General features: G+C 69.9%; 20 protein-coding genes. 5 read left to right on the forward strand and 15 right to left on the reverse strand.

The annotated features are described in order from the left end of the window. The first annotated feature begins 54 nt into the window (after positions 1-54). Entirely contained in the window at positions 55-3417 is a 3363-nt protein-coding gene (locus tag AC07DC_RS33725; protein WP_478918298.1) for an AfsR/SARP family transcriptional regulator, read from the forward strand. 37 nt (positions 3418-3454) lie between these two features. Here AC07DC_RS33725 and AC07DC_RS33730 read toward each other — a convergent pair whose 3' ends face one another. From AC07DC_RS33730 to panB, 6 genes are all read right to left on the reverse strand, one after another. Then, positions 3455-4285, reverse strand: coding sequence for an ABC transporter permease (locus AC07DC_RS33730; protein WP_478918299.1), 831 nt, complete (start codon positions 4283-4285; stop codon positions 3455-3457). Further along, complete coding sequence (locus AC07DC_RS33735) at positions 4282-5337, reverse strand: ATP-binding cassette domain-containing protein (protein WP_478918300.1); 1056 nt, start codon at positions 5335-5337, stop codon at positions 4282-4284. The genes AC07DC_RS33730 and AC07DC_RS33735 overlap by 4 nt, the downstream gene beginning before the upstream one ends. A gap of 98 nt (positions 5338-5435) precedes the next feature. Next, entirely contained in the window at positions 5436-6230 is a 795-nt protein-coding gene (locus AC07DC_RS33740; RefSeq protein ID WP_478918301.1) for an anti-sigma factor family protein, read from the reverse strand. After that, positions 6227-6820: a sigma-70 family RNA polymerase sigma factor gene (locus AC07DC_RS33745; RefSeq protein ID WP_478918302.1), complete on the reverse strand. Its 594-nt coding sequence runs from the start codon at positions 6818-6820 to the stop codon at positions 6227-6229. Before AC07DC_RS33745 ends, AC07DC_RS33740 begins: the two co-directional genes overlap by 4 nt. Next, positions 6820-7365 (reverse strand): COG4315 family predicted lipoprotein, encoded by a 546-nt coding sequence (locus AC07DC_RS33750; protein WP_478918303.1) that lies wholly within the window; start codon positions 7363-7365, stop codon positions 6820-6822. Before AC07DC_RS33750 ends, AC07DC_RS33745 begins: the two co-directional genes overlap by 1 nt. 124 nt (positions 7366-7489) lie before the next feature. Continuing rightward, positions 7490-8353 (reverse strand): 3-methyl-2-oxobutanoate hydroxymethyltransferase, encoded by an 864-nt coding sequence (gene panB / locus AC07DC_RS33755; protein WP_478918304.1) that lies wholly within the window; start codon positions 8351-8353, stop codon positions 7490-7492. 160 nt (positions 8354-8513) lie between these two features. Here panB and AC07DC_RS33760 point away from each other — a divergent pair, with 160 nt between their 5' ends. From AC07DC_RS33760 to AC07DC_RS33770, 3 genes are all read left to right on the forward strand, one after another. Beyond that, positions 8514-10106 (forward strand): MFS transporter, encoded by a 1593-nt coding sequence (locus AC07DC_RS33760; protein ID WP_478918305.1) that lies wholly within the window; start codon positions 8514-8516, stop codon positions 10104-10106. After that, entirely contained in the window at positions 10103-10705 is a 603-nt protein-coding gene (locus AC07DC_RS33765) for a TetR/AcrR family transcriptional regulator C-terminal ligand-binding domain-containing protein (protein WP_478918306.1), read from the forward strand. The genes AC07DC_RS33760 and AC07DC_RS33765 overlap by 4 nt, the downstream gene beginning before the upstream one ends. Positions 10706-10951: 246 nt before the next feature. Beyond that, positions 10952-11869 carry an endonuclease/exonuclease/phosphatase family protein gene (locus AC07DC_RS33770; protein ID WP_478918385.1) on the forward strand — a complete coding sequence of 306 codons (918 nt, stop codon included), beginning with the start codon at positions 10952-10954 and terminating at the stop codon, positions 11867-11869. Between the two features lie 11 nt (positions 11870-11880). Here the strand turns inward: AC07DC_RS33770 and AC07DC_RS33775 are convergent, their stop codons facing one another. The 8 genes from AC07DC_RS33775 to AC07DC_RS33810 form a co-directional block, all read right to left on the reverse strand. Further along, entirely contained in the window at positions 11881-13644 is a 1764-nt protein-coding gene (locus AC07DC_RS33775) for an NAD+ synthase (protein ID WP_478918307.1), read from the reverse strand. A gap of 85 nt (positions 13645-13729) precedes the next feature. Further along, on the reverse strand, positions 13730-15463 hold the full coding sequence (locus AC07DC_RS33780; protein ID WP_478918308.1) for a glycoside hydrolase family 13 protein: 1734 nt from the start codon (positions 15461-15463) through the stop codon (positions 13730-13732). A gap of 48 nt (positions 15464-15511) precedes the next feature. Further along, positions 15512-16402 (reverse strand): carbohydrate ABC transporter permease, encoded by an 891-nt coding sequence (locus AC07DC_RS33785; RefSeq protein ID WP_478918309.1) that lies wholly within the window; start codon positions 16400-16402, stop codon positions 15512-15514. Positions 16403-16417: 15 nt separating this feature from the next. Continuing rightward, positions 16418-17395 carry a carbohydrate ABC transporter permease gene (locus AC07DC_RS33790; protein ID WP_478918310.1) on the reverse strand — a complete coding sequence of 326 codons (978 nt, stop codon included), beginning with the start codon at positions 17393-17395 and terminating at the stop codon, positions 16418-16420. Between the two features lie 113 nt (positions 17396-17508). Next, on the reverse strand, positions 17509-18909 hold the full coding sequence (locus AC07DC_RS33795) for an ABC transporter substrate-binding protein (protein ID WP_478918311.1): 1401 nt from the start codon (positions 18907-18909) through the stop codon (positions 17509-17511). A 242-nt stretch (positions 18910-19151) separates the two neighbouring features. After that, complete coding sequence (locus AC07DC_RS33800; protein ID WP_478918312.1) at positions 19152-20201, reverse strand: LacI family DNA-binding transcriptional regulator; 1050 nt, start codon at positions 20199-20201, stop codon at positions 19152-19154. Between the two features lie 101 nt (positions 20202-20302). Then, entirely contained in the window at positions 20303-21922 is a 1620-nt protein-coding gene (locus AC07DC_RS33805) for a multicopper oxidase family protein (protein ID WP_478918313.1), read from the reverse strand. 94 nt (positions 21923-22016) lie between these two features. Further along, on the reverse strand, positions 22017-22184 hold the full coding sequence (locus AC07DC_RS33810) for a hypothetical protein (RefSeq protein WP_478918314.1): 168 nt from the start codon (positions 22182-22184) through the stop codon (positions 22017-22019). A 273-nt stretch (positions 22185-22457) separates the two neighbouring features. Here AC07DC_RS33810 and AC07DC_RS33815 point away from each other — a divergent pair, with 273 nt between their 5' ends. Continuing rightward, on the forward strand, positions 22458-23819 hold the full coding sequence (locus AC07DC_RS33815; protein ID WP_138353765.1) for a glutamine synthetase family protein: 1362 nt from the start codon (positions 22458-22460) through the stop codon (positions 23817-23819). 76 nt (positions 23820-23895) lie between these two features. Here the strand turns inward: AC07DC_RS33815 and AC07DC_RS33820 are convergent, their stop codons facing one another. After that, positions 23896-25161, reverse strand: coding sequence for a site-specific integrase (locus tag AC07DC_RS33820; RefSeq protein ID WP_478918315.1), 1266 nt, complete (start codon positions 25159-25161; stop codon positions 23896-23898). Positions 25162-25242 lie beyond the last annotated feature (81 nt).

Below are 25242 nucleotides of genomic sequence, written 5' to 3' on the forward strand. Positions count from 1 at the left end.
GCCGGGCGGCCGTAATTTACAAGCCTGTCCCGCGATTGAGGGCAAGATGGGGGCGTGCGTTACGCGATCCTCGGCACCACTCAGGCATTCCGCGACGACGGTGTCCCCGTCCCGCTCGCGGGGCTGCGCCTGCGCGCGCTGCTGACGGCGCTGGCCCTGCGCCCCGGGCGGCTGATAACCGCAGAGGCCCTGATCGACGAGTTGTGGGCCGACGATCCACCGGCGAACGCGACCGGCGCGCTCCAGGCACTGGTCGCGCGGCTGCGCCGGGCCATCGGCCATGACGCCATCGGTTCGGCCGACGGCGGGTACCGGCTGTGCGCCGCACCCGAGGCGGTCGACGTGCACCGCTTCGAGCGGCTGGTGGACGAGGGCGGCCGGGCGCTGGCCGACGGCGACCCGGTGAAGGCCTCCGACCTGCTGGAGGACGCCCTCGCCCTGTGGCGGGGACCGGCGTTCGCCGATCTGCCGGACCGGGACACGCTCGCGGTGCGCTGCGACGAACTGCGGCTGGAGGCGGTCCGGTTGCGCCTCACCGCGGGGCTCGCGCTCGGCCGCGCGGCGCAGCAACTGCCCGAGCTCGCCGGGCTCGCCGCCGCGCATCCGCTCAACGAGTCGCTCCGCGCCCTGCACATCCGGGCGTTGCGCGACGCGGGCCGCACCGCCGACGCGCTCACCGCGTACGAGGACGTACGCCGCGACCTCGCCGACGAGCTGGGCACCGACCCGAGCGCCGAACTGCGCGCGCTGCACACGGAACTGCTGAACCCGGCGCCGGACGCTGAGCCGGAACCACCGCTCCCGGCCGCCGTCGGGACCGTTCCCGAGCCGCCGTCCGCGCCGGCCCCCCGCCGCTCGGGCAACGCCCGCGCCCGGCTCACCAGCTTCGTCGGCCGGGCGGCCGACCTCGCCGCGATCCGCGAGGACCTGGCCGCGGCCCGGCTGGTCACCCTCACCGGACCCGGCGGGACCGGCAAGACCCGGCTGTCGCAGGAGACCGGCGACCTGCTCCGCGACCGCTGGTCCGACGGCGTCTGGTACGCGGAACTCGCACCGGTCAGCGACCCGCGGACAGTTCCCGAGGCGGTGCTCACCTCGCTCGGCCTGCGCGAGACGCTGCTGCACCCCGGCAGCGCCGCGGAACAGGCGCTGAGCAGCGTGGAGGGCAAGACCAAGGACCCGGCCAGGATGCTCGCGGAGTACTGCGTGAGCCGCAGCCTGCTGCTCGTGCTCGACAACTGCGAACACGTCATCGACGCGGCGGCCGCCCTCACGGAACAGCTCCTCGCGCACTGCCCCGGCCTCACCGTCCTCGCCACCAGCCGCGAACCGCTGGGTGTCCCCGGCGAGCGGGTGCGCCCGCTGGATCCGCTGCCGGACCCGTTCGCCCTGCGGCTGCTCGCCGACCGGGGCGCCGCCGCGCGCCCCGGGTTCACGGTGGACGACGATCCGGTCGCGTGCGTCGAACTGTGCCGCCGGCTCGACGGGTTGCCGCTCGCCATCGAACTGGCCGCCGCCCGGCTGCGCAGCCTCACCCCGCGCCAGCTCGCCAACCGGCTCGACGACCGCTTCCGGCTCCTCACCGGCGGCAGCAGGACCGTACTGCCCCGCCAGCAGACGCTGCGCGCGGTCGTCGACTGGAGCTGGGACCTGCTGGACCCGGCGGAGCGCACCCTGCTGCGCCGGCTGGCGGTCTTCGCCGGCGGCTGGACGCTCGAAGCCGTCGAGGAGGTCTGCTCCGGCGACGGGATCGACGCCGCCGACGCCGCGGCCCTGCTCGGCTCGCTCGTCGACAAGTCGCTGGTCCTCGCCGACCTCACCGACGACGGCGCCCGCTACCGGATGCTGGAGACCATCGGTGAGTACGCGGCCGAGCGGCTCCACGAGTCCGGCGAGCGCGCGGCGGTCGAGCGCCGCCACATCAGCTGCTTCCGCGAGTACATCAGGACCGCGGACCCGGAGCTGCGCGGCCACGACCAACTGCTGTGGCTGGCACGGCTGGAGCGTGAGCACGAGAACGTACGGGCCGCGCTGCGCCGTGCGGTCGACCTGGGCGACGAGCAGGAGGCACTGCAACTGGTGCTGTCCTGCGGCTGGTTCTGGGAGATGCGCAACTACCACACGGAGCAGCTGACCTGGCCGGCCGTCGTGTCGGCGATGGGGCCCGACCCGTTCGCCGAACCGCCCACCCTGGAGCCGGTGGAGCGGGGTCCGCTGGACGCGCCGCCGCCGATGGGCCGCGAACAGCTGTACGAGGCGCGCCGCTGGGTGCGGATGATGGAACTCGTCTCCAACGACGGGGACATGGAGAACCGCTGGGGCGACCCGGATGTCGCGAGGGCCGGACGGGCGGTCCTGGAGGCCTATCCGCCGAACCTGCCGCAGACCGCCCGGCGGCCCGGACTGATGAGCCCCTTCGCGGCGTTCCTGTCCGGGGAGTTCGACCGGCTGCAGGAGCTGGTGGACAACCTGGTGCTGAGCTGCCGGGAGTTCGGGGGGCCCTGGGAGCTGGCGTTCGCGCTGCAGATCCGGGCCAAGATGATGAACGACGTACTGGAGAAGCTGGACCAGTCGATGGCGGACGTCCGGGAGAGCCGGGACCTGTTCCGCCAGGTCGGCGACCGCTGGGGGATGACCGAGGCGCTCGCCGCCGAGGCCGAGGCGACCGCGAACGGCGGCCAGTGGGAGCGCTCGGCCGAGTGCTGCCGTGAGGCGATCGGGATGGCCCAGGAGCTGGGTTCGTACCAGCAGGTGCCGATCCTCAGCGTGCGGCTCGCCGAGATGATCATCAACATGGGGGACATCGACGAGGGCGAGTCGATGCTCCGGGCGGCGATCGAGGACGCCGCGTCGTTCGGCGCGGTCGCGGGCGGCGCCGCCTTCTACGGGCGGATCCTGCTGGTCGCGCTGCTGGGCCGGCGGGGGGACCTCGACGAGGCGCACCTGCTGATCGACGAGATGATGGCGGTTCCGCCGGTCGGAGTGCCGCAGTTCATCCACGGCATGCTGCACGGCATCAAGGGCTGGCTCATCTGCCGCGGCGGCGACCCGGAGCGGGGCATGCTGCACCTGCGGGAGGGTCTCGACCACCTGGGCCAGAGCGTGCTCACCGAGGTCATCGCCCCGCGGATCGGCATGCTGCTGGTGCCGGTGGCGGTGACGATCCTGGTCGCCCGGGTGCACTCCGGATCGGCCCCGCAGGGCGGGGCCGCCACGGCGGTCCGGGCCGCCACCATGCTCGGCGCGCACGACGTGCTGCGGCCCTCCGCCCCCTCCCCGCTGGAGAAGGTGGAACTGGCGGACGCCCAGCGGGAGTTGCGCGAGCTGCTCGGCGACGCCGCGTTCGAGACCGCATACGCGGCGGGCGACGGTCTCTCCGCAATGGAGACCATCGCCCTGATGCGTGACGGGGACTGACACGGAGGCCGGCCCGGACCGGGCCGGCCGGTGCCGGTCACGTCTTGTTGCGGAACTTCCGCACGGCCAGCGGAGCCGTCACCACGGTGATGCCGACCGTCCAGGCCAGGGTGATCAGGACGGAGTGCGCCACGGGCCCGCCGTTCATCAGGTTCCGGGCGGAGTCCGCAAGGTTCGACAGCGGATTGACGTCGGTGAAGCTCTGCAGCCAGCCCGGCATCGTGGTCGTGGGTGCGAAGATCGACGATCCGAACTGCAGCGGCATCAGGACAAGCATGGCCACCCCCTGTACGGCCTGCGCGGTCTTCATCGTCAGCCCGAGCAGGATGAAGATCCACATGAGTGAGGCGCCGAAGACCATCGAGAGCGCGACCGCGGCCAGCAGGTGGAACACGGACGTCGAGATGGACAGGCCCAGGATGAATCCCATGATCAGCAGGATCGTGGTGGCGACCAGCATCCGGCCGATCTCCACGATGATCTTGGCGATCAGTACCGAGGACCGGGCGATCGGCATGGTGCGGAAGCGGTCCATCACGCCGGTGCTGAAGTCCTGGTTGACACCGGTGCCGACGGCCATCGCGATGTTCATGCCCATCATCGCCATCAGCCCGGGGATCACGTAGTTCACGTAGTCCTGCTGGTGGCCCTTGCCGGAGATCGCGCCGCCGAAGACGAAGACGAAGAGCAGCGTGAAGATGATCGGCATGAGCACGGCGTCGAACATCGACTCCGGGTCTTCCTTGATCTGCAGCATGTTGCGGCGCGCGAGCGCCCCGATGTGCCGCAGATTGGCGCGTACGCCTATCCGGCCCTCGCCGGCCTGCGCCTTGACGGGCGCGGTGGTGGTGATGACTGCGGCGCTCATGCCGCTACCCCCTCTTTCACTTCGGACTTCTCGGAATCGGCGTCGGAGTCGGAGTGCTCCGTGGCGCCGGTCCGCGCGCCCTGGTCCGTCTTCTGGCCGGTGATGGAGAGGAACACCTCGTCCAGGCTGGGGAGATGCGTCCCTATCCCGGCGATGGAGAAACCGCGCGCGCCCAGCAGTCCGACCACCGAGGTCAGTTGCTCGTCGCTGAGGATCGGCACGTTCAGCACGCCGTCCTCGTGGTCGATGGTGGCGCCGGCCACCCCGTCCAGGCCCGCTTCGGCGAGCGCCGCGGACATCGCGGGCAGCGTCACCGTGTCGCTCGGCCGGATCTGCAGGGTCCGCCCGCCGACCTTGGCCTTCAACTCGTCGACCCGGCCGTTGGCGATCACCCGGCCGCGGTCGATGACCGTCAGCTCGTCGGCGAGCTGCTCGGCCTCCTCCATGTACTGCGTGGTCAGCAGGACCGTCGCGCCCTCGGCGACCATCCGCTTGACCTCGGCCCACACCTCGTTGCGGGTGCGCGGGTCCAGGCCCGTCGTCGGCTCGTCCAGATAGAGCACCGACGGGTTGCCGATCATGGAGGCCGCCAGGTCCAGCCGGCGCCGCATACCGCCGGAGTACCCGCTCGCGGGCCGCTTGGCGGCCTCGGTGAGCGAGAACCGCTCCAGCAGCCCGTCGGCGCGGGACCGCGCGTCCTTGCGGGACAGATCGAGCAGCCGCCCGATCATGTACAGGTTCTCCCGGCCGGAGAGCTTCTCGTCCACCGAGGCGTACTGCCCGGTCAGACCGATCACCCTGCGCAGCTGCCGGGGCTGCCTGAGTACGTCGTATCCGGCGACGCGGGCACTGCCCGCGTCCGGCTGGATCAGGGTGGAGAGCACCCGTACCAGCGTTGTCTTGCCGGCGCCGTTCGGCCCCAGCACACCGAGAACGGTGCCCTGCCGTACATCGAGGTCCACACCGTCCAGGGCCTTTGTCTCGCCATAGTGCTTGACCAGCCCCCGTACCTCGACGGCGGCGCCCACCGTGTCACTCTGTCGCGTCGTCATGCACCAACCATGGCGTGGCCCACTGACAGCGGACCGACAGGACACCGACACCGCCCCCATGGGGCTGACACGGCGATCACACGGGGATCACACCGGTGTCAGACGGTCGGAACGGTGAGCAGGTGCTGTCCGGTGGAGGTGATGACGTCGAAGCCGGAGATGTCGGCGGGGGAGAGGCCCGCCGCGCCCTGGACGGTGAGCGGTGCGGGTTGCTCGGTGGTGCCGTACCCGGCCGCCGGGACCGACCAGGTGGCGACGGTCTGCCGGCTGCCGTCCCGGCCCACAGCGACAAGACTGCAGGTCAGAGGGCCATTGACGCCGGAGAGCCGGAGATCGACCTGGGTGCCCCACTTCTTGCCGGTGACGCCGACGGTGGCATTGGCCCCGGTGGCCGGGTCGCCCGCCGTGAACTGCGCGGCAGCGACCGGCGTCGCGGTGTCCTGCTGGGTGACGAGGACCCCGACAGCGGATCCGCAGAGGGCCAGCACTCCGCAGGCCGCCAGCGCGAGCACCAGCCGCCGGCTGCGGCCGGGCCGCCGCCGCGCGGTGCGGTGCGTCGCGGGCTGTGCCGGGGGCTGCGCGACCGGCCGGCTGGCCGCCGGCTGGGCATACGGCTGCACGGGCTGGGGGAACGGCTGGGCGGGCGCCCGCGCGGACGTCGCTCCGGACGGCCACTCCCGCACCGGCTCCGGTACGCCGCCGCTCTGCCGCAGCTCGCCGAGGAGCGGTACGAGTCCGCTCAGCTCGTCCAGCTGCCGTCCGCACTCCTCGCAGTCGACGAGGTGCAGCTCGAAGCGCGTCATGGCGTCGTCGTCCAGCGCGCCGATGAGGTAGGCCCCGACGTCCAGGTGCGGGTCGAGGGGCGCCCCGGGCCCGGGTGCGTACTCGGTCATGAGGTGGTCACCCCTCTCTCCTCCAATGCGTTCCTGAGCGCCCGCAGGGCGTAGAACACCCTTGAGCGCACTGTGCCGGCCGGTACGCCCAGCTCGTCCGCCGCCTCGGTCACCGTACGACCCGCGAAGTACGTCTCGATCAGCACCTGCCGGTGGGCCTCGGTCAGATCGCCGAGCGCGTCGGAGATCGTCATGAGCCGCAGCGACCGGTCGAGTTCGTCCTCGGCGGGCAGCTGGTCGAGTGCGGCCGGCGGAGCCTCGGGCGGACGGGACTGGCGGCTGCGATGGCCGTCGATCACGATACGTCGGGCGACGGTCACCAGCCAGGGCCTCAGCGAACGGGCCGCCGGATCGAGCCGTCCCGCGCTCTTCCAGGCCCGCAGCAGCGTCTCCTGGACGACGTCCTCCGCCAGATACCGGTCACCGCCCACCAGGTGCAGCACAAATCCGAGCAGCGCGCCCGCGTGTTCGCGGTACAGCGCTCGCATGAATTCTTCTTCCGGGAGCGGCCCGGTGGGATCCCCGTCCACGGCGGCATCCTGTCGTACCGGGCGCCGCGGCGCGAGTGTCTGCGATGAGTGGTTGCGCATCAGTACCCGTTCGACCCGGTATCGGTGGGTGCGGGCGTCTGCGCCGCGCCGCCTGCCTTCTTGCCGTCGGGAGCCACCGCGAACCAGGTGCCGTCGACGCCCTGGCCATGGGTGTCGCCGGCCTTGGCGTCACCGCTGTAGCGGTACAGCGGCCAGCCGCCGAGGGTGGCCTGCTTGCTGCCGTCGGCGCGGGTGACCGTGCCGACGAGGTGCAGGTCGACGCCCTTGACGGTGGTGACCGCGGCGACCGGCGGCCAGGTGGCCGCGCACTGTCCGGTGCAGTTGGACGTGGGCGGAGCGGCCTTGTCCTTGTCGAACCGGTAGAGGGTGAAGCCCTGGGCGTCCGTGACGATCGCGCCGAGCTTGGCGTCCTGCGCCGCCGCCAGCCCCGCACCGGCCGTTGTCGACGAGGACGAGGCCGGGGGAGGCGGGGTGGTGGTGCCGCTGCTGCCGGAATTCGAGGATCCACATGCGCTGAGTGCCAGCAGCGCGGCGGCGGCGAACGCGCCGGCCGCTGCCGTCCTGCTGGTGCGGGTGATGGGCATGATGACTTCCCGTACTGTGCGGGGGTCGCCGCCGTGGGCGGCGCTCACCCTGTAGTACGCATCCCGGGCCCGGACGACTCACCCGCCGGCGAACAAGTCGTCCGGATCCGGAACGGCCTGCTCCCTAGTGGAAGCTGTGCTCCTCGGTCGGGTACGCCCCGCCGGTCACGTCCTCGGCGAACGCCTTCGCCGCGTCGCCCAGCGCCGACCGCAGCTGCGCGTACTGCTTGACGAAGCGCGGCACGCGGTCGCCGGTCATGCCCGCCATGTCGGTCCACACCAGCACCTGGGCGTCGCACTCGGGCCCGGCGCCGATGCCGATGGTCGGGATGTGCAGCGACCGGGTGACCTCGGCGGCGAGCCCGGCCGGCACCAGCTCCAGGACGACTGCGAAGGCGCCCGCGTCCTGTGCCGCCTTGGCGTCACGGAGCAGCTGGTGGGCGGCCTCGTCGCCGCGGCCCTGGACCCGGTAGCCCATGGCGTTGACGGACTGCGGGGTCAGGCCCAGGTGCGACATGACCGGGATACCGGACTCGACGAGCAGCTCGGTCTGGGCCAGCGAGCGCTGGCCGCCCTCCAGCTTGACCGCCTGGACACCGGCCTCCTTGACCAGTCGGGTGGCGCTGCGCAGCGCCTGGACCGGCCCTTCCTGGTACGAGCCGAACGTCAGGTCGCCGACGATCAGGGCGCGACTGGTGCCCCGCACGACGGCCGCGGACAGCATCGTCATCTGGTCCATGGTGACCGGGACGGTGGTGTCGTAGCCGAGGTGGCAGTTGCCCATCGAGTCGCCGACCAGCAGCACCGGGATCCCGGCCTCGTCGAAGACGGAGGCGGTCACGGCGTCGTAGGCGGTGAGCATGGGCCACTTCTCGCCGCGGTCCTTGGCGGCGGTGATGTCGCGGACGGTGATGCGGCGCGTGCCCGTGCCCCCGTACAGCGCGCGGACGCTGTCGGATTGCTTCTGGGCAGCCGGAATCTGCGTCATTGCAACGGCTCCTTCAGTCATCTCGAGGCACCCTGACGGCGTCCCCGGATCCCTTCCATGCTGGCACGTGTGGCGGCCTACGCAAAGAGCCCCCCTATTTTTACCCCTGCTTTACGATACGAGACGGTCCCGTATCGGAAATGAGGGCTAGCGTGGGGCCATGTCCATATCCTCGAGTCAGACCCGAGCCATCCCCGAGGCGATCCACCGCCGTCGATGGGCGGTGCTCACCGTCCTGCTGTTCAGCCTCCTGGTGGTGGTGCTGGACAACTCGATCCTCAATGTGGCGATGAAGACGATCGCCCAGCCCGCCCCCACCGGCCTCGGGGCGACCCAGAGCCAGCTCGAGTGGGCGATCAACTCCTACACCCTGGTCTTCGCGGGGCTGCTCTTCACCGCGGGTCTGCTCGGTGACCGGCTGGGCCGCAAGAAGGTGCTGCTCTTCGGCATGCTCGTCTTCGGCGTCGGCTCCGCGCTCTCCGCGGTCTCCGACTCGTCGGGGCAGCTCATCGCCTTCCGGGCGCTGATGGGCTTCGGCGGCGCGTTCATCATGCCCGCGACCCTCGCGATCATCATGAACGTCTTCGAGCGCGACGAGCAGCCGAAGGCCATCGGCATCTGGACCGGTGTGGTCGGCCTGGCCATCGCGATCGGCCCGATCACCGGCGGTGCGCTGCTGGAGCACTTCTGGTGGGGCTCGGTCTTCCTGATCAACGTGCCGATCGTGGCGGTCGCCCTGGTCGCGATGGTCATCATCGTGCCCGACTCGAAGGACCCCAACCCGGGCCGTCTCGACCCCGTCGGCGTGCTGCTCTCCATCGTCGGCCTGGTCCTGCTGATCTACGGCATCATCAAGGGCGGCCAGCTGGGCGACTTCACCAGGCCCCAGGTGTGGCTGACGATACTGGCCGGGCTCGTGGTGATCGCCGCCTTCGTGGTCTACGAGAAGCGCAGCGACCACCCCGCCTTCGACGTCACGTACTTCCGCAACCGGCAGTTCTCCGCCTCCGTCGCCGCCATCGGCCTGGTCTTCTTCGCGCTCATGGGCGTGACGTTCTTCGTCGTCTTCTACACGCAGAGCGTGCGCGGCTACAGCGCCCTGGAGTCCGGCGTGCTGCTGCTGCCGCTCGCCGCCGCCCAGATGATCTTCGCGCCGCGCGCCCGGCTGGTCGTCGACAGGTTCGGCCCCCGCGCGGTGTGCGCGATGGGGCTGGCGCTGACGGCCGTCGCGTTCCTCGGCTTCCTGCTGCTCGACCAGGACACCCCGATCTGGATCCTGGAAGTGCTCTTCTTCCTGATGGGTACGGCGATGGCACACGTCATGCCGCCCGCCACCGTCATGATCATGTCGTCGCTGCCGCGCGAGAAGGCCGGCTCCGGATCCGCCGTCAACAACACCTTCCGGCAGGTCGGCGGCGCGCTCGGGGTGGCCATCCTGGGCTCGCTGCTCTCCACCACCTACCGGGACGGCATCGACAGCCACCTCACCGGCCTCCCGGCGCCCGCCAGGCACGCGGCCGGCGAATCCATCCAGGCCACCTACGGCGTCGCCGAGAACATGGGGCCCGCGGGCAAGGCGCTGCTCCAGCCCGCCAACAACGCGTTCATCCACGCCATGCACATCACCGCGATCGGGTCCGCGTCCGTCGCGATGGTCGGCACCCTGGTGGTGTTGGCCTTCCTGCCGCGCAAGGACGCCGTGCCGAAGCAGGGCGGAGAGCGGGCCCCGGAGGCGGTCGGAGCGGAGCGATGACCGAGGCGGGTACCGAATCCGCGCCGCGCGGCCGCCCGCGCAGCGCCGCCGCCGACAGCGCGATCACCGAGACGGTGCTCCGGATGCTGGAGGAGGGGGTCACGATAGGCGAGCTGTCCATCGAGGGCATCGCCCGCGACGCCGGGGTCGGCAAGGCCACCGTCTACCGGCGCTGGCCGGGCAAGAACGCGCTGCTGATGGATGTTCTGAACTCGATCGACGAGCCGACGCCCGACCTGGCGGGCGAATCGGTACGGGACGACCTGGTCGCCATGGTCGACGCCATCCGGCGGCGCGGTCTGGCCAAGCGCTCCTCGGCCGTGATGCGCAACATCCTCCTGCAGTTCCAGCAGGTCCCCGAGTTGTGGAGGCAGTACCACGACACCGTGGTCGTCACCCGCCGCGACGCCATGCTCCAGGTGCTGGAGCGCGGGGTGCGAACCGGCGAGATCCGGGCCGGACTCGACCTGGAACTGCTCGGCGACATCTTCGCCGGCCCGATGCTGAGCCGCGCCATGATGCGGCCGGGCGCGTCGCTGGAGGACGGGCTCTCGGAGCTGATCGTCGACACGGTCCTGGAGGGCGCGCGCCCGCGTTGACCGCGTTGACCGTTATGTACGCGTCTTGTCACAGGGGACGGTGGCGGCGGGTTCCGGTGGAACCCGCCGCCCCTTCCGGCCCGTCGGTTCTTATGTCGATCCCTTAGGGTCGGCATTGCACTCGGCAAGGCAGTGAGGACCCCCCATATGACCCAGGCGCACATGACCGACGCAGCCACGGACGGCCCCGAGCCGAACCGTTCAGCCTCAGGAGCGCGACGGCGTTTCGGCTGGCAGCGCGACGGTATGTGGCGCAGAGGCATCATCACCGCGGCGCTCGCGGTGATCCTGGCACTGGTGTTGTTCCTCCACTCCGACGTACCGAACCGGATCGGCAACCTGGGCAGCCTGCTGGAGACGTTCCTGCCCTGGCTGGGCCTGGCCCTTCCGGTGCTGCTGGTGGTGGCGCTGGTCCGCCGCTCGGCGACGGCGCTGATCGCCGTACTGCTGCCGGTCCTGGTGTGGTTCAACCTTTTCGGCGGACTGCTCACCGACAACGAGAAGTCCGGCGGCAACCTGACGGTGCTCACGCACAACGTGAACGCCGACAACCCGGACCCGACCGGTACCGCGAAGGACGTCATCGCCGCCGGCGCCGACCTCGTCGCGCTGGAGGAACTGGCGTCCGGTCAGGTCTCCACGTACCAGGCGGCGCTCGCCGGCGCCTACCCCTACCACTCGGTGCAGGGCACCGTCGGCCTGTGGAGCAAGTACCCGATCCAGGGCGTGCACACGGTCGACATACGGCTCGGCTGGACGCGGGCGATGCGGGCCGCCGTCTCCACCCCGCACGGCCAGATCGCGGTCTACGTCGCGCACATGCCGTCGGTGCGCGTGAAGTTCAACGCGGGCTTCACCGCCGGGCAGCGCGACAGCGCGGCCGACGCGCTCGGCGAGTCCATCGTGCAGGAGCCGTTGAGCAAGGTCGTGCTGCTCGGCGACCTCAACGGCACCATGAACGACCGCTCGCTGGCGTCCGTCACCTCGCAGATGCGCTCCACGCAGGGCGCGGCGGGCAACGGCTTCGGCTTCAGCTGGCCCGCCGACTTCCCGATGGCCCGCATCGACCAGATCATGGTCAAGGGCATCGAGCCGATGTCGTCCTGGACGTTGGGGAAGACGGGCAGCGACCACCTTCCGGTCGCCGCCCGCCTGCAGATCTGAGCCGGGGAAGGTCAGTTCTCCGCGCGGCCCGTCTCTCGCCACCGCGAGGTGATCGGCAGCCGCCGGTCCTTGCCGAAGCCCTTGGCCGAGATCTTGGTGCCCGGCGGGTACTGCCGGCGCTTGTACTCGGCCGTGTCGGTCATCTTCAGGATCCGGGTCACCAGTTCCGGGTCGAAGCCCGCGGCGATGATCGCGTCCCGGCCCTGGTCCCGGTCGACGTAGAGCTCCAGCACCCGGTCGAGCACGTCGTAGTCGGGCAGTGAATCGGTGTCGACCTGGCCGGGGCGCAGCTCCGCGCTGGGCGGCTTGCTGATCGAGTTCTCGGGGATCGGCGGGGTCTCGCCCTTCGCCGCGGCCGACGCGTTCCGCCAGCGGGCGAGCCGGAAGACGGTCGTCTTGTAGACGTCCTTGATGGGTCCGTACGCGCCGACCGAGTCGCCGTACAGCGTCGAGTAGCCGACGGCCAGCTCGCTCTTGTTGCCCGGCGCGAGCACGATGTGGCCCTCCTGGTTGGAGATGGCCATCAAGGTGGTGCCGCGCAGCCGGGACTGCAGGTTCTCCTCGGCGAGGCCGGTGAGTCCCAGCGAGGCCATGTACGCGTCGAACATCGGCGCGATGCGGACGGTCCGCAGGTGCAGTCCGGTGCGGCGGGCCAGTTCCTCGGCGTCGCCGATCGAGTGCTCCGAGGAGTACTGGGACGGCATCGCGACGCCGTACACGTTGGCGGGCCCGACCGCGTCGCAGGCGATGGCGGCCACCAGCGCGGAGTCGATGCCGCCGGAGAGCCCGATCAGCACCGACCGGAAGCCGTTCTTCGTCACGTACGCGCGCAGTCCCGTGACGAGGGCGCTGTAGACCTCCTCGTCGTCGGTGAGCCGGTCGGCGTAGCCGCCGGCCACCTCGGGCTCGTAGCGCGCGACCGGCTCGGCGGAGAGCGTGACGTGCTCGATCTCCAGACCGTCGTCCAGGACACCGGACGGCACGGCGCCGGCGGCGGGCAGGTCCAGGTCGACCAGGACGCACCCCTCCTCGAACTGCGGGGCGCGGGTGATCACTTCGCCGGTCGGCGAGACGACGATCGAGTCGCCGTCGAAGACCAACTCGTCCTGGCCGCCCGTCATCGCCAGATAGGCGAGCGTGCAGCCGGCCTCCTGGGCGCGCTTGCGCACCAGCTCCAGGCGGGTGTCGTCCTTGTCCCGCTCATACGGCGAGGCGTTGACCGACAGCAGCAGCCCGGCGCCGGCGGCGCGGGTGGCGGGCACCCGGCCGCCGTCCTGCCACAGGTCCTCGCAGATCGCGAGCGCGACGTCCACGCCGTGCACACGGATCACCGGGAGGGTGTCACCGGGGACGAAGTAGCGGAACTCGTCGAAGACGCCGTAGTTGGGAAGGTGGTGCTTGGCGAAGCGCAGCGCGATCCCGCCGCGGTACAGCACCGCCGCCGCGTTGCGCGGGGCCCCGGCGGGCTGCCCGTAGCGCGGTTGGGCCTTCTCGCTGCGGTCCAGGTAGCCGACGACCACGGGCAGCTCCCCGAAGCCCTCGGCGGCCAGCCGGCCGGCCAGCTCGACCAGCGCGGACCGGCTGGCCTCGACGAAGGAGGACCGCAGCGCGAGGTCCTCCACGGGGTATCCGGTCAGCACCATCTCGGGGAACGCCACCAGGTGGGCTCCACGCTCGGCCGCATGCCGGGTCCAGTGCACTACCGACTCGGCGTTCCCGGCGATGTCACCGACGCAGGAGTCGATCTGATTCAAGGCGAGGCGAAGTTGAGGCACCCCTCCAGTGTAATCGTCACTCCGACGCGATGTCCTGGCCGGGAGGCGTGTCCGGCAGCACATCGCGTCGGCCCGGCACGTCCGGTCAGGCGCCGGGCGCGACGGCGGTCCGCAGCCAGACGGCCGTGTCGGACGGCAGCAGATCGCCGGCGAGCGGGCCGCTGGCCAGCAGGACGGCGGTGTTCAGCGGCAGCGCGACAGCCTGGTCCGAGAGGTTGACGACGCAGGTGAAGACGTCTGTACGGCGGAACGCCAGCACTCCGGGAGCGCCCTCCAGCCAGCGGATCGGGCCGTCCCCGAGACCGGGCTCGGCCCTGCGCAGCCGCAGCGCGAAGCGGTACAGCTCCAGCATCGAGGCGGCGTCACCGGTCTGTGCCCCGGCGCTGCGGTCCGCCCAGTCGGCGGGCTGCGGCAGCCACGGCGGCTGCGCCGCGCCGTCGGGACTGAAACCGAACGGGGGCTCCTTCCCCGACCACGGCATCGGGACGCGGCAGCCGTCCCGCCCCGGCACGCTGCCGCCGGAGCGCAGGTACATCGGGTCCTGGAGCCGGTCGGCCGGAATGTCCTCGACCTCGGGCAGCCCCAGCTCCTCGCCCTGGTAGATGTAGACCGACCCCGGCAGCGCCAGCGTCAGCAGCGCGGCGGCGCGCGCCCTGCGGGTGCCGAGCGCCAGGTCGGTCGGGGTGCCGTGGGCCTTGGTCGCGAAGTCGAAGCCGGTGTCGGACCGGCCGTAGCGGGTCACCGTGCGGGTGACGTCGTGGTTGGAGAGCACCCAGGTGACGGGCGCGCCCACCGGCTCGTGCGCGGCGAGCGTCGTGTCGATGGACGCGCGCAGCAGCGCCGCGTCCCAGGGGCAGGACATGAAGTCGAAGTTGAAGGCGGTGTGCATCTCGTCGTGCCGCAGATACCGCGCGAACCGCTCCGCGTCGGGCATCCACACCTCGCCGATCAGGGCGCGGCTGCCGGGGTAGGAGTCGGCGATCCGGCGCCAGGAGCGGTAGATGTCGTGCAGCTCGTCGCGGTCGTCGTAGGGGTGCTGGCCGTCCCGGTCCTCGGTCAGGTCCGGCAGCGCCGGGTCCTTGACGGGCAGGCTCGCGGAGTCGATGCGCACCCCCGCCGCGCCGCGGTCGAACCAGAAACGCAGCACGTCCTCGTGCTCGCGCCGCACGTCCGGGTGGTCCCAGTTGAGGTCCGGCTGCTGGCTGTCGAACAGGTGCAGGTACCAATCGCCGGGGGTTCCGTCATCGTTGACGGTCCGCGTCCAGGGCACACCGCCGAACTGGGACGGCCAGTTGTTGGGCGGCAGCTCGCCGTGCTCGCCGCGGCCGGGCCGGAACCAGAACCGTTCCCTGGCCGGGCTGCCGGGGCCGGCCGCCAGCGCCTCGCGGAACCACGGGTGGGCGGACGACACATGGTTGGGGACGATGTCGATGATGCTGCGGATCCCCAGGTCGAGCGCTTCGGAGATGAGCTTCTCGGCCTCGGCCAGGGTGCCGAACACCGGGTCGATGTCCCGGTAGTCCGCGACGTCGTAGCCGCCGTCGAACATCGGGGAGGGGTACCAGGGGTTGAACCAGAGGGCGTCCACGCCCAGCTCGCCGAGGTACGGCAGCTTGGCCCGGACACCGGCGAGGTCTCCGATCCCGTCGCCGTTGCCGTCGGCGAAACTACGCGGGTACACCTGGTAAATGACCGCGTTGCGCCACCAGTCGCCCGCAGCGGGGTGGTGGTCGGAGACGGGCGGGCGGGTGTCTGCCACGGAGACGTCCTTTCGGGCAGGAGGGACCCCGCCGCCGGCCTTCGAGCGGGGATGGGGCATGGGACCGGCGGCGGAGTTCTGAGGGGTTCAGTCCTGGCGAAGCGCTGGTCAGCCCTTGAGGCTGCCCGCGGTCAGACCGGACATGATGTTGCGCTGGAAGAGCAGGAAGATGGCGATCGTCGGCAGTGCGGAGATGGCCAGCGCGGCGATGAGGACGTTCTGCGGCACGCCCTGCGACAGGGAGTTGATCCCGATGTTGATCGGCTGCTTGTCCGTGTCGGGCTGCACGAGCATCGGCCAGAGGAAGTCCTTCCACACGTTGACCACCGCGAAGATGGACACCACGCCGAGGATCGGCCGGGACATCGGCAGCACGATCGACCACAGGGTCCGCAGCGGACTCGCCCCGTCGATCGCGGCCGCGGCCATCAGGTCCTCGGGAATCGAGTCGAAGAACCGCTTCAGAAGGAAGATGTTGAACCCGTTGGCGACCGTGGGCAGCCAGATCGCCCAGGGCGTGCCGATCAGGTTGATGTGCAGCAGCGGCAGGTCGAGCACGGTCAGGTACTGCGGCACGATCAGGACGGCGGCCGGGATCATCAGGGTGGCCAGCATCATGCCGAGGATCAGGTTCCCCAGCACCGGCCGCAGCTTGGAGATCGCGTAGGCCGCGGCCACGTCGAAGACCAGCTGGAAGGCGAGCGCGCCGAATGCGTAGTACATCGTGTTGAAGAGCAGCCGGGCGATCTTCAGCTGGCTCCACGCCGTCTTGTAGGTGCCCGGCTTCGGGTCCTTGGGGAAGAGCGTCGGCGGATTCTGGAGCACTTCCTGCGCGGATTTGAAACCGCCGGAGACCATCCAGTAGAGCGGTCCCAGGAAGACCAGGGTGAAGACCACGACGACCAGGGAGAGAACGGTCCAGTAGATGAATTTCCCGCGGGGCCTGTTCAGCGCGGCCGCGGATATCAGGGTCCGCTGCTGTGGTTGGTTCGCTGCCATGTCCTTCTCCCCGTCCTAGTCGCTGTCGCGGCTGAGCCGCGCGTACAGGCCGGAGAATCCGCCGAGTACCACCAGCATGATGAGTCCGAGCGCCGAGGCGCTGCCGAAGCTGTCGTACCGGAAGGCGTACTGGTACACCATGTAGACCACGGTCCCGGTGGAGTTCTCCGGGCCGGCGCCGCCGGTGAGCAGATAGACGTTGGTGAACTCCTGCATCGTCGCCACGATCTGGAGCAGGAGCATCAGCGACAGGACCGACCGGGTCTGCGGGATGGTCACGTGCCAGATCTTGCTCAGCAGCCCGGCGCCGTCCAGGTCGGCGGCCTCGTACAGCTCACCCGGCACGTTCTGCAGCGCCGCCAGGTAGATGAGGGTGGCGCCGCCGGCGCTCATCCAGGTGGCCGCGATCACCACGGAGATCATCGCGGTGCTCGACGAGTCCAGCCAGGCCTGTTCCGGCAGGTGCAGGAAGTGCAGGATGTGATTGAAGAGACCGTATTCCGGGTTGTAGAAGTACTTGAAGAGAAGCACCCCGGCGACGGGGGGCAGCATCACCGGCAGATACACCAGGATGCGCAAGTACGCCTGCGCGTGCCGGAATTCGTTGAGGACGATGGCGATGACGAACGGCACCGCGAATCCGATCACCAGGGCGTAGAGCGTGAACTGCATCGTGTTGCGCCAGGCCGGCCAGAACCCCGGGTCGTTCCAGACGGTTTCGAGGTTCTTCCAGCCCACCCAGGTGGTCTCGCCACGTCTGGTCTTCTGGAAGCTCATGATGACTTCGCGGATCATCGGATACCAGGAGAAGAATCCGAAGCAGAGCACCGCGCCGATCATGAATGCGTGCGCCTGCAGATCGCGGCGCAGTCTCCGGCCGAACCCCGCGCGGGCATTCTCGTCCGGAAGTCCGGGCCGGCGCCTGGAACCCTTCGGCGACGAATGCCCGGTACCGCGTTTGGCCTTGTTGTGGGAGACGGTGGTCGCCGCCATGGGAACTCCTCGACTGGGGCCGGGGGCACCCCCGGTGGGCACAGCGGATACTGATCGGCGGTCGGTTGCCGCGGTGCGGGGGCCGGCGCTCCGGCCGGCCCCCGCGCACGCTGCTACTGGCTGGCCGTCAGCAACGTGTTGACCTGCGTCTCAGCGGTGGAGAGGAGCTTGCCGACGTCGGCGTTCTTGTTGGTCAGCGCACCGGACATCGCGTTGTCCAGAACCGTGTAGATCTTCTGGGCGTTCGGCGGCTCGGGCTTCACCGGGACCTGGGCGGCCACGTAGGTGGCGAAGTTCTCGACCGGTACGGTCGCGCTCGCGGCCTTGGTGGAGGTGTCCTTGTCCTTCGACGCGCCGGTGAAGAAGAACGGCTGCGGCAGTCCGACCGGGATGCCGTCCGTCTTGTTGCGGGCGTAGTTGAACTGGCCCTTCTCCAGGGTCAGGAACTTGAAGTTGACCCAGGCGATGCCGGCCTTGATCTGGTCGGGCGTGGCCGACTTCTTGAACATGTAGTCGGCGCCGCCGAACAGCGAGGTCTTGCCGCCGGGGATCGGCGCCATGCCGAGGTCCTCGAACTTGGCCTGGTACTGCTGGACGACGAGCGGGATGTCGTCAGGAGCACCGACGTACATACCGACCTTGCTGGTGCCCATGGCCTTCTGGACGTCGCCCCACGCGAGTCCGGGAGTGGCGGGCATGCTGTTGTCGGTGAAGCGCATGTCGTGCAGGGTCTGCAGGAGGGTCTTGCTCTCGTCCGTGTTGAAGGCGGCCTTCTTGCCGTCGTCGGAGGTCACCTGGCCGCCCAGGCCGTAGAGCTCCGAGGTGAAGTGCCAACCGCCCTGGTTGCCGCCGGCGTTCTCGATGAAGCCGTGGATGCCCTGGCTGCCCAGCTTGTCCTGGATCGTCTTGGCCGCGGCCCGCACGCCTTCCCAGGTGGTCGGGGGCTTGTTGGGGTCGAGACCGGCCTGGGAGAAGATCTTGCGGTTGTAGATCAGGCCCATCTGGTAGTTCGACGTGGGCAGGCCGTACAGCTTGCCGCCGTCCTTCAGTACGTTCATGACGTTGGGGTCGATGTCGTTCAGGTTCGGGACGGTCTCCGGCGTGACGTACGCCGAGATGTCAGCGGCCTGGCCCGCGTCCAGTACCTGGTCCTTGTCGGTCATGTACGTGTAGAAGGCGTCGGTTTGCGTGCCGCCCTTCATCATGGCCGTGAACTTCGCCGGATCCTCGCACGGGAAGGCGTCCTTGCTGTTCACCGTGACGTTCGGGTACAGCGCCTTGAACGCGGCTATGTCGTCCGTCCACTGCTTGCGCTCGGCCGCCTTCGTGGTGGGCGGCATGCAGTCGACGCTGATGGTGACCTTGGTGCTGGGGTCCAGCTTGGCGCTTGCGCTCTTGTCGCCTGAGCCGGGGTCGTTGGCGCTGTCCTTGCTGTCGGAACATGCCGCGGCGGTCATACCGACGCCGGCGACCAGCATGACGGCCACCAGTGTCCGGTAGCGGTTTGTCTTCATTGATCAACCCTTCCCCTGAACCACTGCGCGACGATGCTCCGCGCTCTGAGATCTGCGAACCCTGCGCGGTTGCGTGGCGCGGGGTGTGCGCCGCCGTCTCGGGTGGCCTCAAGGTACTGAACCCGATAGATGTCCGCAAGATTTCGCGCGAAGCTCGCAAAGACACGACTTGATTACGAAGCCGTTTCCCAGCCAGTGGTGTCGGGGAGGGTTGCCAACGACTGCCGGAGCCCGGACGGGCCTCAGCGGGCGGTCGCTTCCACCTCCGGCTGCTGGGGGGCGGCGGCCCGCGGCGCGGGGCCCGTGGAGCCGCGTACGACGAGCTCGGGTTCGAAGAGCAACTCGTCGTGGTCGACGGGGGTGCCGCTGATCTGGCCGCTGAGCAGGTCGACGGCGGCCCGGCCCATTGCCTCGATGGGCTGGCGCACGGTGGTGAGCGGCGGATCGATGCAATTCATGAACATCGAGTCGTCGTAGCCGATGACCGAGAAGTCCTGCGGCACCGACAGCCCGCGGCGCCGGGCGGACCGGATGGCGCCCAGCGCGATCGGGTCGCTGGCGCAGATGACGGCGGTGACGCCGCGCTGGATCAGCCGGCTGGCCGCGGCCTGCCCGCCCTCCAGCGTGAACAGCGCGTGTTCCACGGCGGTGTCGGGGAGTTCGGCGCCGCGCTGCGAAAGCCAGCGGCGGGCCGCGGCGAGCTTGCGCCGCGACGGCACATGGTCGGGCGGGCCCAGGATCAGGCCGATCCGGTCATGGCCGAGCGATGCGAGATGGGTCATCCCCTGTTCCACCGCGACGGCGTCGTCGCAGGACACCCTCGGGAAGTCGAGATCGTCGATGGCGGCATTCATCAGCACAGTGGGCAGATTGCGCTCGGCGAGCCGGGCGTAGTGCTCGTGCGACGACTCGGCCTGGGCGTACAGGCCGCCGAAGAAGATCGCCCCGGAGACGTGCTGCTGCAGCAGCAGCTCCACGTAGTCGGCCTCGGACACCCCGCCGACCGTCTGGGTGCAGAGCACGGGCGTGAAGCCCTGCTGCGCCAGGGCTCCGCCCACCACCTCGGCGAAGGCCGGGAATATTGGATTGGAAAGCTCCGGGAGCACGAGCCCGACAAGCCGGGCACGCTCCCCGCGCAGCTGGGTCGGTCGTTCGTAACCGAGCACATCGAGTGCGGTCAGCACTGCGGCTCTGGTCGCATCGGAGACTCCGGGCTTCCCGTTCAGCACTCGGCTGACGGTCGCCTCGCTCACCCCGACCTTCTTTGCCACCGTGGCAAGTCGTCGTGTCATGCCGTCAATTCTAGTACAGGTTACGCAAGTTTCTTGCGGGAAATTTGCGCCAATCCTGCAAGGCCCGGTGTCCGGGGATCACCCCGGCCACCGGTGATCCGTTACTGCCGGTAGCCGAGGACCGTCATCATGCCCACCTCGGCGTGGTAGACGTTGTGGCAGTGCATCATCCACAGCCCGGGATTGTCCGCGTCGAGGTCGACGGTGAGTTTCTGGCCGGGCAGCACGATAGCGGTGTCCTTGCGGGCGCCGCCGCCCGGCAGCGAAAAGGTGTGCCCGTGCAGATGGACCGGATGCCACATCCGGGTGTTGTTCGCGAACGACAGCCGGACCCGTTCGCCCTGCCGCACGTCATGGCGGACCGCCGGATCGTACGCAGCGCCGTCGAAGGCCCAGTTGTAGGCCGGCATGCTGCCCGTCAGCCGTACCTGGACCGTGCGGTCCGGCGTCTGGCCGGGGTCCTTCAGGGCCACCGACGGATCGGCCCGCAGATCGCCGGCCTGGAGGAGTTCGCCGGACAGCTCCTGCGGGCGGGCGGCGGCGGTCGGCGCCGCCCCGCTGCCGGTGCGCAGCACGTCCAGCGCCGCCGCGCCCTTCCCCTCAGCGAGGGCGACCAGCGGGAAGACGCCGTCACCTGCCGTGACCAGCACGTCGTACCGCTCGCCCATACCGATCAGCAGCGCGTCGGTCTCCGCGTGCACGACGGGGTAACCGTCGGTGTGCGTGACGGTCATCCGGTGCCCGCCGAGCGCGACACGGAAGGCGGTGTCGCCGCCCGCGTTGATGAAACGGATCCGGATCCGGTCGCCGCGCTTGGCGGTGAAGCCGCGCGGGGCCTGCGGGACGCGCCCGTTGACGAGGTAGTACGGGTACTTCACATCGCCCGGGTCGCCGTCGAGCAGGTCGCTGGAGGCGCCCACCAGCATGCGGGTCGGCCCGGCCGGGGCGGCCGGGTCCGGGCTCGCCGGATCGTCCATGCCGGCCATGCCACCCGCGCCACCCGTGCCGGAATGGTCCGTCCGGCTCCGGCCGCTGCCGCCGGCATTCGTACTCGCGCCCTTGGTGAGCTCGGCGAGGACCGCCTCCGGGGTGCTGCCGTCGACGCCGTCCACCCAGTCGTCCAGGACGACGATCCATTCCTTGTCGTACTTCAGCGGCTCCTTCGGGTCCTCGACGACGAGCGGCGCGTACAGCCCCCGGTCCAGCTGCGTGCCGGAGTGCGGGTGCAACCAGTACGTGCCCGGCCGCGCGACCGCGAAGCGGTACGCGAACTGTGCGCCGGCCTTGATGGGTGCCTGGGTCAGCCCCGGCACCCCGTCCATGTCGTTGCGCAGGGCGAGCCCGTGCCAGTGCGCCGACGTGGCCTGCGGCAGATGGTTGGCGAGCGTCGCGGACAGGGTGCCGCCCGCCGTCACCCGGATCGCCCTGCCCGGCAGTTCGCCGCCGTACGTCCAGGTCCTGACCGTGGGCCCGCCGAGGTCGACGACACCTTCGACGGCGGTCAGCCGGACGTCACTGACCGGTCCGCCGCCCGCTCGGGCCTTCTCCGCGGCGGCGACCTCCGGCCCGTCGGGCGCGAGGTAACCGTCGCCCGCGACCTCGGAGTTGCCGCGCCCGGGATGTCCTGACGCTTCCATGCCGCCGGAACAGCCGGCGAGCAGACCGCCCCCGACGACGGCGATTCCCGCGCCGAGCACGGCGCGGCGGTGGTAGGTACGCATAGCTGAATACCCCTCATGGGTGTCGATGGATGGGCAGGACGGAACGCGCGACCGTCCCCGGGGCACAGGCGCCCGGGGTGGCCAGGGCGGCGTCCTATATGCGCAGCACCGGCAGGCGGGAGAGGGGTATCGCTGTGGCGGCGGTACCGAGCGCGGCGAGGCAGATCGTCAGCGGGCTCGTGCCACCCGCCGGATGGCCCACCGTGTGCATGGCAAAAATCCCGAGGAGGAGGGCGGCGAACAGCAGCAGCCGGCGCGTCATCGCATACCCCTCTCCGGTATGGGAACCTGACAGGACCCTACACAAGCGCACCGACAACAGGACGTTGGTCCCGCCGGGTGTCCGCCGGATCACCGTCCCCCGTTACGCAGGGCGCAAAACAGCAGGCAGTATGGGCACAGCAGTACGCCCACACCGGCTCGTGTGTTCGGACGAGGTCCGAAACGCGCCAGAAACCGTGTGGTGGGATGCTCATGTGCCCGAAGTGCCCCGCGGCGCGGGAGCAGGCAGCCTGATCAGCGAGGATGGGTGGAAATGGATAAGCAGCAGGAGTTCGTGCTCCGTACACTTGAAGAGCGCGACATCCGCTTCGTGCGGCTGTGGTTCACCGACGTGCTCGGCTACCTGAAGTCGGTCGCCGTCGCCCCCGCCGAACTGGAGCAGGCCTTCGACGAGGGCATCGGCTTCGACGGCTCGGCGATCGAGGGCTTCGCCCGGGTCTACGAGTCGGACATGATCGCCAAGCCCGACCCCAGCACGTTCCAGATCCTGCCGTGGCGCGCCGAGGGCCCCGGGACCGCCCGGATGTTCTGCGACATCCTCATGCCGGACGGCTCGCCCTCGTACGCCGACCCGCGCTACGTCCTCAAGCGCGCGCTGGCCAAGACCTCCGACCTCGGGTTCACCTTCTACACCCACCCCGAGATCGAGTTCTTCCTGCTCAAGGACAAGCCGCTCGACGGCAGCATCCCCACCCCCGCCGACAACTCCGGCTACTTCGACCACACTCCGCAGAACGTCGGCATGGACTTCCGCCGCCAGGCGATCACCATGCTGGAGTCGATGGGCATCTCGGTGGAGTTCTCCCACCACGAGGGCGCCCCCGGCCAGCAGGAGATCGACCTCCGGTACGCCGACGCGCTGTCCACCGCCGACAACGTCATGACGTTCCGGCTGGTGATGAAGCAGGTCGCGCTGGAGCAGGGCGTGCACGCGACCTTCATGCCCAAGCCGTTCTCCGACTTCCCCGGCTCGGGCATGCACACCCACCTCTCGCTCTTCGAGGGCGACCGCAACGCGTTCTACGAGTCGGGCTCGGAGTTCCAGCTCTCCAAGGTCGGCCGCTCCTTCATCGCGGGCCTGCTCAAGCACGCCGGCGAGATCTCCGCCGTCACCAACCAGTGGGTGAACTCCTACAAGCGCATCTGGGGCGGCTCGCAGCGCACCGCGGGCGCCGGCGGCGAGGCCCCCTCGTACATCTGCTGGGGCCACAACAACCGGTCCGCGCTCATCCGCGTCCCGATGTACAAGCCCGGCAAGACCGGCTCCACCCGCGTCGAGGTCCGCTCCATCGACTCCGGCGCCAACCCCTACCTCGCCTACGCGGTGCTGCTCGCCGCCGGCCTGAAGGGCATCCAGGAGGGTTACGAGCTCCCGCCCGGCGCCGACGACGACGTCTGGGCCCTCTCCGACGCCGAACGCCGCGCCCTGGGCATCGAGCCCCTCCCGCAGAACCTGGGCGAGGCCATCACCCTGATGGAGCGCAGCGAACTGGTCGCGGAGACCCTCGGCGAGCACGTCTTCGACTTCTTCCTGCGCAACAAGAAGCAGGAGTGGGAGGAGTACCGCTCCGAGGTCACCGCCTTCGAGCTCCGGAAGAACCTGCCGAACCTGTAAGCGCAGGTCAGCAGGGGTTCCCCTCGCTGTAGCGACATCCGGGCCAGCGGCACTCTGCCGCTGGCCCGGAGTGGTCTCACAGCTCCTGGGCCGTCTCTGGGCCGTCCGGCACGGATCCGGTGGCTTCGTAGACGCTGTCGACGGCCTTCCGCGTCCGCCCCTCGCTGCTGGGCATCAGGTGCGTGTAGACCCGGAGCGTGAACCCCGGATCGCTGTGGCCGAGGTAGTGGCTGAGCGCCTTCACGTTCTCGCCGGCGTCCAGCAGGACCGACGCGTAGAAGTGCCTGAGAGCGTGCATGCCGTGCTCGCGGGCCGCTTCGTGGGTCTCGCCCTTCTCCGGCACCGGGATCACCCCTGCCGAGACGAGGGCGGGTTTCCACATCCGGGTGTTGAAATCGTTCCGCCTGACCGCGCCCCCGTCCGTCCTGGAGAACATGAGCCGCTTGGTCAGGGGCGGGCCGTCCGGCGTGAGCCAGGGGAGCGTGACCGCGACGGGCGGGAAGCGCTCCGCGTGAGCCTTGAGCACCCGCCCCACACGCTCGGGCAGGGGTACGTCACGTTCCTTGCCACGCTTCGGCGGCGCGAACACCAGCTTTCCGTTGATCAGCTTCACCTGGTAGCCAACGTGCAGCCATCCCGTGAGGAACCCGATCTCATCGATCGGGAGCCCGAAGATCTCCCCTTGCCGCAGGCCGCACCCGCCCCCAAGGTCCGTCATCGCCTGAAAGCGGTCCGGCAATCCGGCGCGAACAGCGAACAGCCGATCGGCCGCCCACGGAGTTACCCGCGGGGCGGTCGATTGCGGTGCCCGGACGGATTTCGCGCGGCACGGATTCTTCGGCAGGTGTCCGTCGTCCACGGCCGCGGAGAGCACAGCCGAGACGCTGCTGAAGATGACACGACGGTAGGACGCGACGGGGAGTGCGCTCTCCAGTCTGCTCAGCCACTCCCGGATGTGCTCCGGCAGGAAGGATCCGAGCGGGCGGGACCCGATGTACGGGAAGGCGTGCAAGCGGAGTTGGACCTCCACCACGGTGCGGGTAGTCATATCCGTGGCCTGCGACGCAATCCACTTCTCTCCGTACTGCTGGAAGGTAGTTCTGCCGGCGGCTGGGTCGATGTACCGCCCGCGCGACATGTCCGCCTCGATCCGCGCAAGCCACTGCTCCGCCTGCCGCTTCTGCTTGTCCGGGAAGGACTGACTCTTCTCGGTGCCGTCCGGACCGACGTACCGGGCCCGGTAGCGGAGCCCGATGCCGTAGCGGTCGCTTTTGACGCGGCGGGGAATCCCAACTGCGTCTTTCTCGGTCTTGTACCAGCGGTCTTGGATGTGGCCAGCCATGGTGAGCTGATCCTTTCGGCGTGGTGGTGAAGCGGACGTGAGCGCAGATCGGCCGGACAGCCTGTTGGCTGACCGGCCGAT

The organism is Streptomyces sp. NPDC045021, from assembly GCF_056432645.1.

Excerpts from the sequence above, each read along its gene's own strand:
- AC07DC_RS33750 (WP_478918303.1), bottom strand. The coding sequence starts at position 7,365 with ATGCCCATCACCCGCACCAGCAGGACGGCAGCGGCCGGCGCGTTCGCC.
- AC07DC_RS33765 (WP_478918306.1), top strand. The coding sequence starts at position 10,103 with ATGACCGAGGCGGGTACCGAATCCGCGCCGCGCGGCCGCCCGCGCAGC.
- AC07DC_RS33770 (WP_478918385.1), top strand. The coding sequence starts at position 10,952 with ATGTGGCGCAGAGGCATCATCACCGCGGCGCTCGCGGTGATCCTGGCA.
- AC07DC_RS33820 (WP_478918315.1), bottom strand. The coding sequence starts at position 25,161 with ATGGCTGGCCACATCCAAGACCGCTGGTACAAGACCGAGAAAGACGCA.
- AC07DC_RS33800 (WP_478918312.1), bottom strand. The coding sequence starts at position 20,201 with ATGACACGACGACTTGCCACGGTGGCAAAGAAGGTCGGGGTGAGCGAG.
- AC07DC_RS33730 (WP_478918299.1), bottom strand. The coding sequence starts at position 4,285 with ATGAGCGCCGCAGTCATCACCACCACCGCGCCCGTCAAGGCGCAGGCC.
- AC07DC_RS33790 (WP_478918310.1), bottom strand. The coding sequence starts at position 17,395 with ATGGCGGCGACCACCGTCTCCCACAACAAGGCCAAACGCGGTACCGGG.
- panB (WP_478918304.1), bottom strand. The coding sequence starts at position 8,353 with ATGACGCAGATTCCGGCTGCCCAGAAGCAATCCGACAGCGTCCGCGCG.
- AC07DC_RS33780 (WP_478918308.1), bottom strand. The coding sequence starts at position 15,463 with ATGCCCCATCCCCGCTCGAAGGCCGGCGGCGGGGTCCCTCCTGCCCGA.
- AC07DC_RS33795 (WP_478918311.1), bottom strand. The coding sequence starts at position 18,909 with ATGAAGACAAACCGCTACCGGACACTGGTGGCCGTCATGCTGGTCGCC.
- AC07DC_RS33760 (WP_478918305.1), top strand. The coding sequence starts at position 8,514 with ATGTCCATATCCTCGAGTCAGACCCGAGCCATCCCCGAGGCGATCCAC.
- AC07DC_RS33740 (WP_478918301.1), bottom strand. The coding sequence starts at position 6,230 with ATGACCGAGTACGCACCCGGGCCCGGGGCGCCCCTCGACCCGCACCTG.
- AC07DC_RS33810 (WP_478918314.1), bottom strand. The coding sequence starts at position 22,184 with ATGACGCGCCGGCTGCTGCTGTTCGCCGCCCTCCTCCTCGGGATTTTT.
- AC07DC_RS33805 (WP_478918313.1), bottom strand. The coding sequence starts at position 21,922 with ATGCGTACCTACCACCGCCGCGCCGTGCTCGGCGCGGGAATCGCCGTC.
- AC07DC_RS33745 (WP_478918302.1), bottom strand. The coding sequence starts at position 6,820 with ATGCGCAACCACTCATCGCAGACACTCGCGCCGCGGCGCCCGGTACGA.
- AC07DC_RS33815 (WP_138353765.1), top strand. The coding sequence starts at position 22,458 with ATGGATAAGCAGCAGGAGTTCGTGCTCCGTACACTTGAAGAGCGCGAC.
- AC07DC_RS33785 (WP_478918309.1), bottom strand. The coding sequence starts at position 16,402 with ATGGCAGCGAACCAACCACAGCAGCGGACCCTGATATCCGCGGCCGCG.
- AC07DC_RS33735 (WP_478918300.1), bottom strand. The coding sequence starts at position 5,337 with ATGACGACGCGACAGAGTGACACGGTGGGCGCCGCCGTCGAGGTACGG.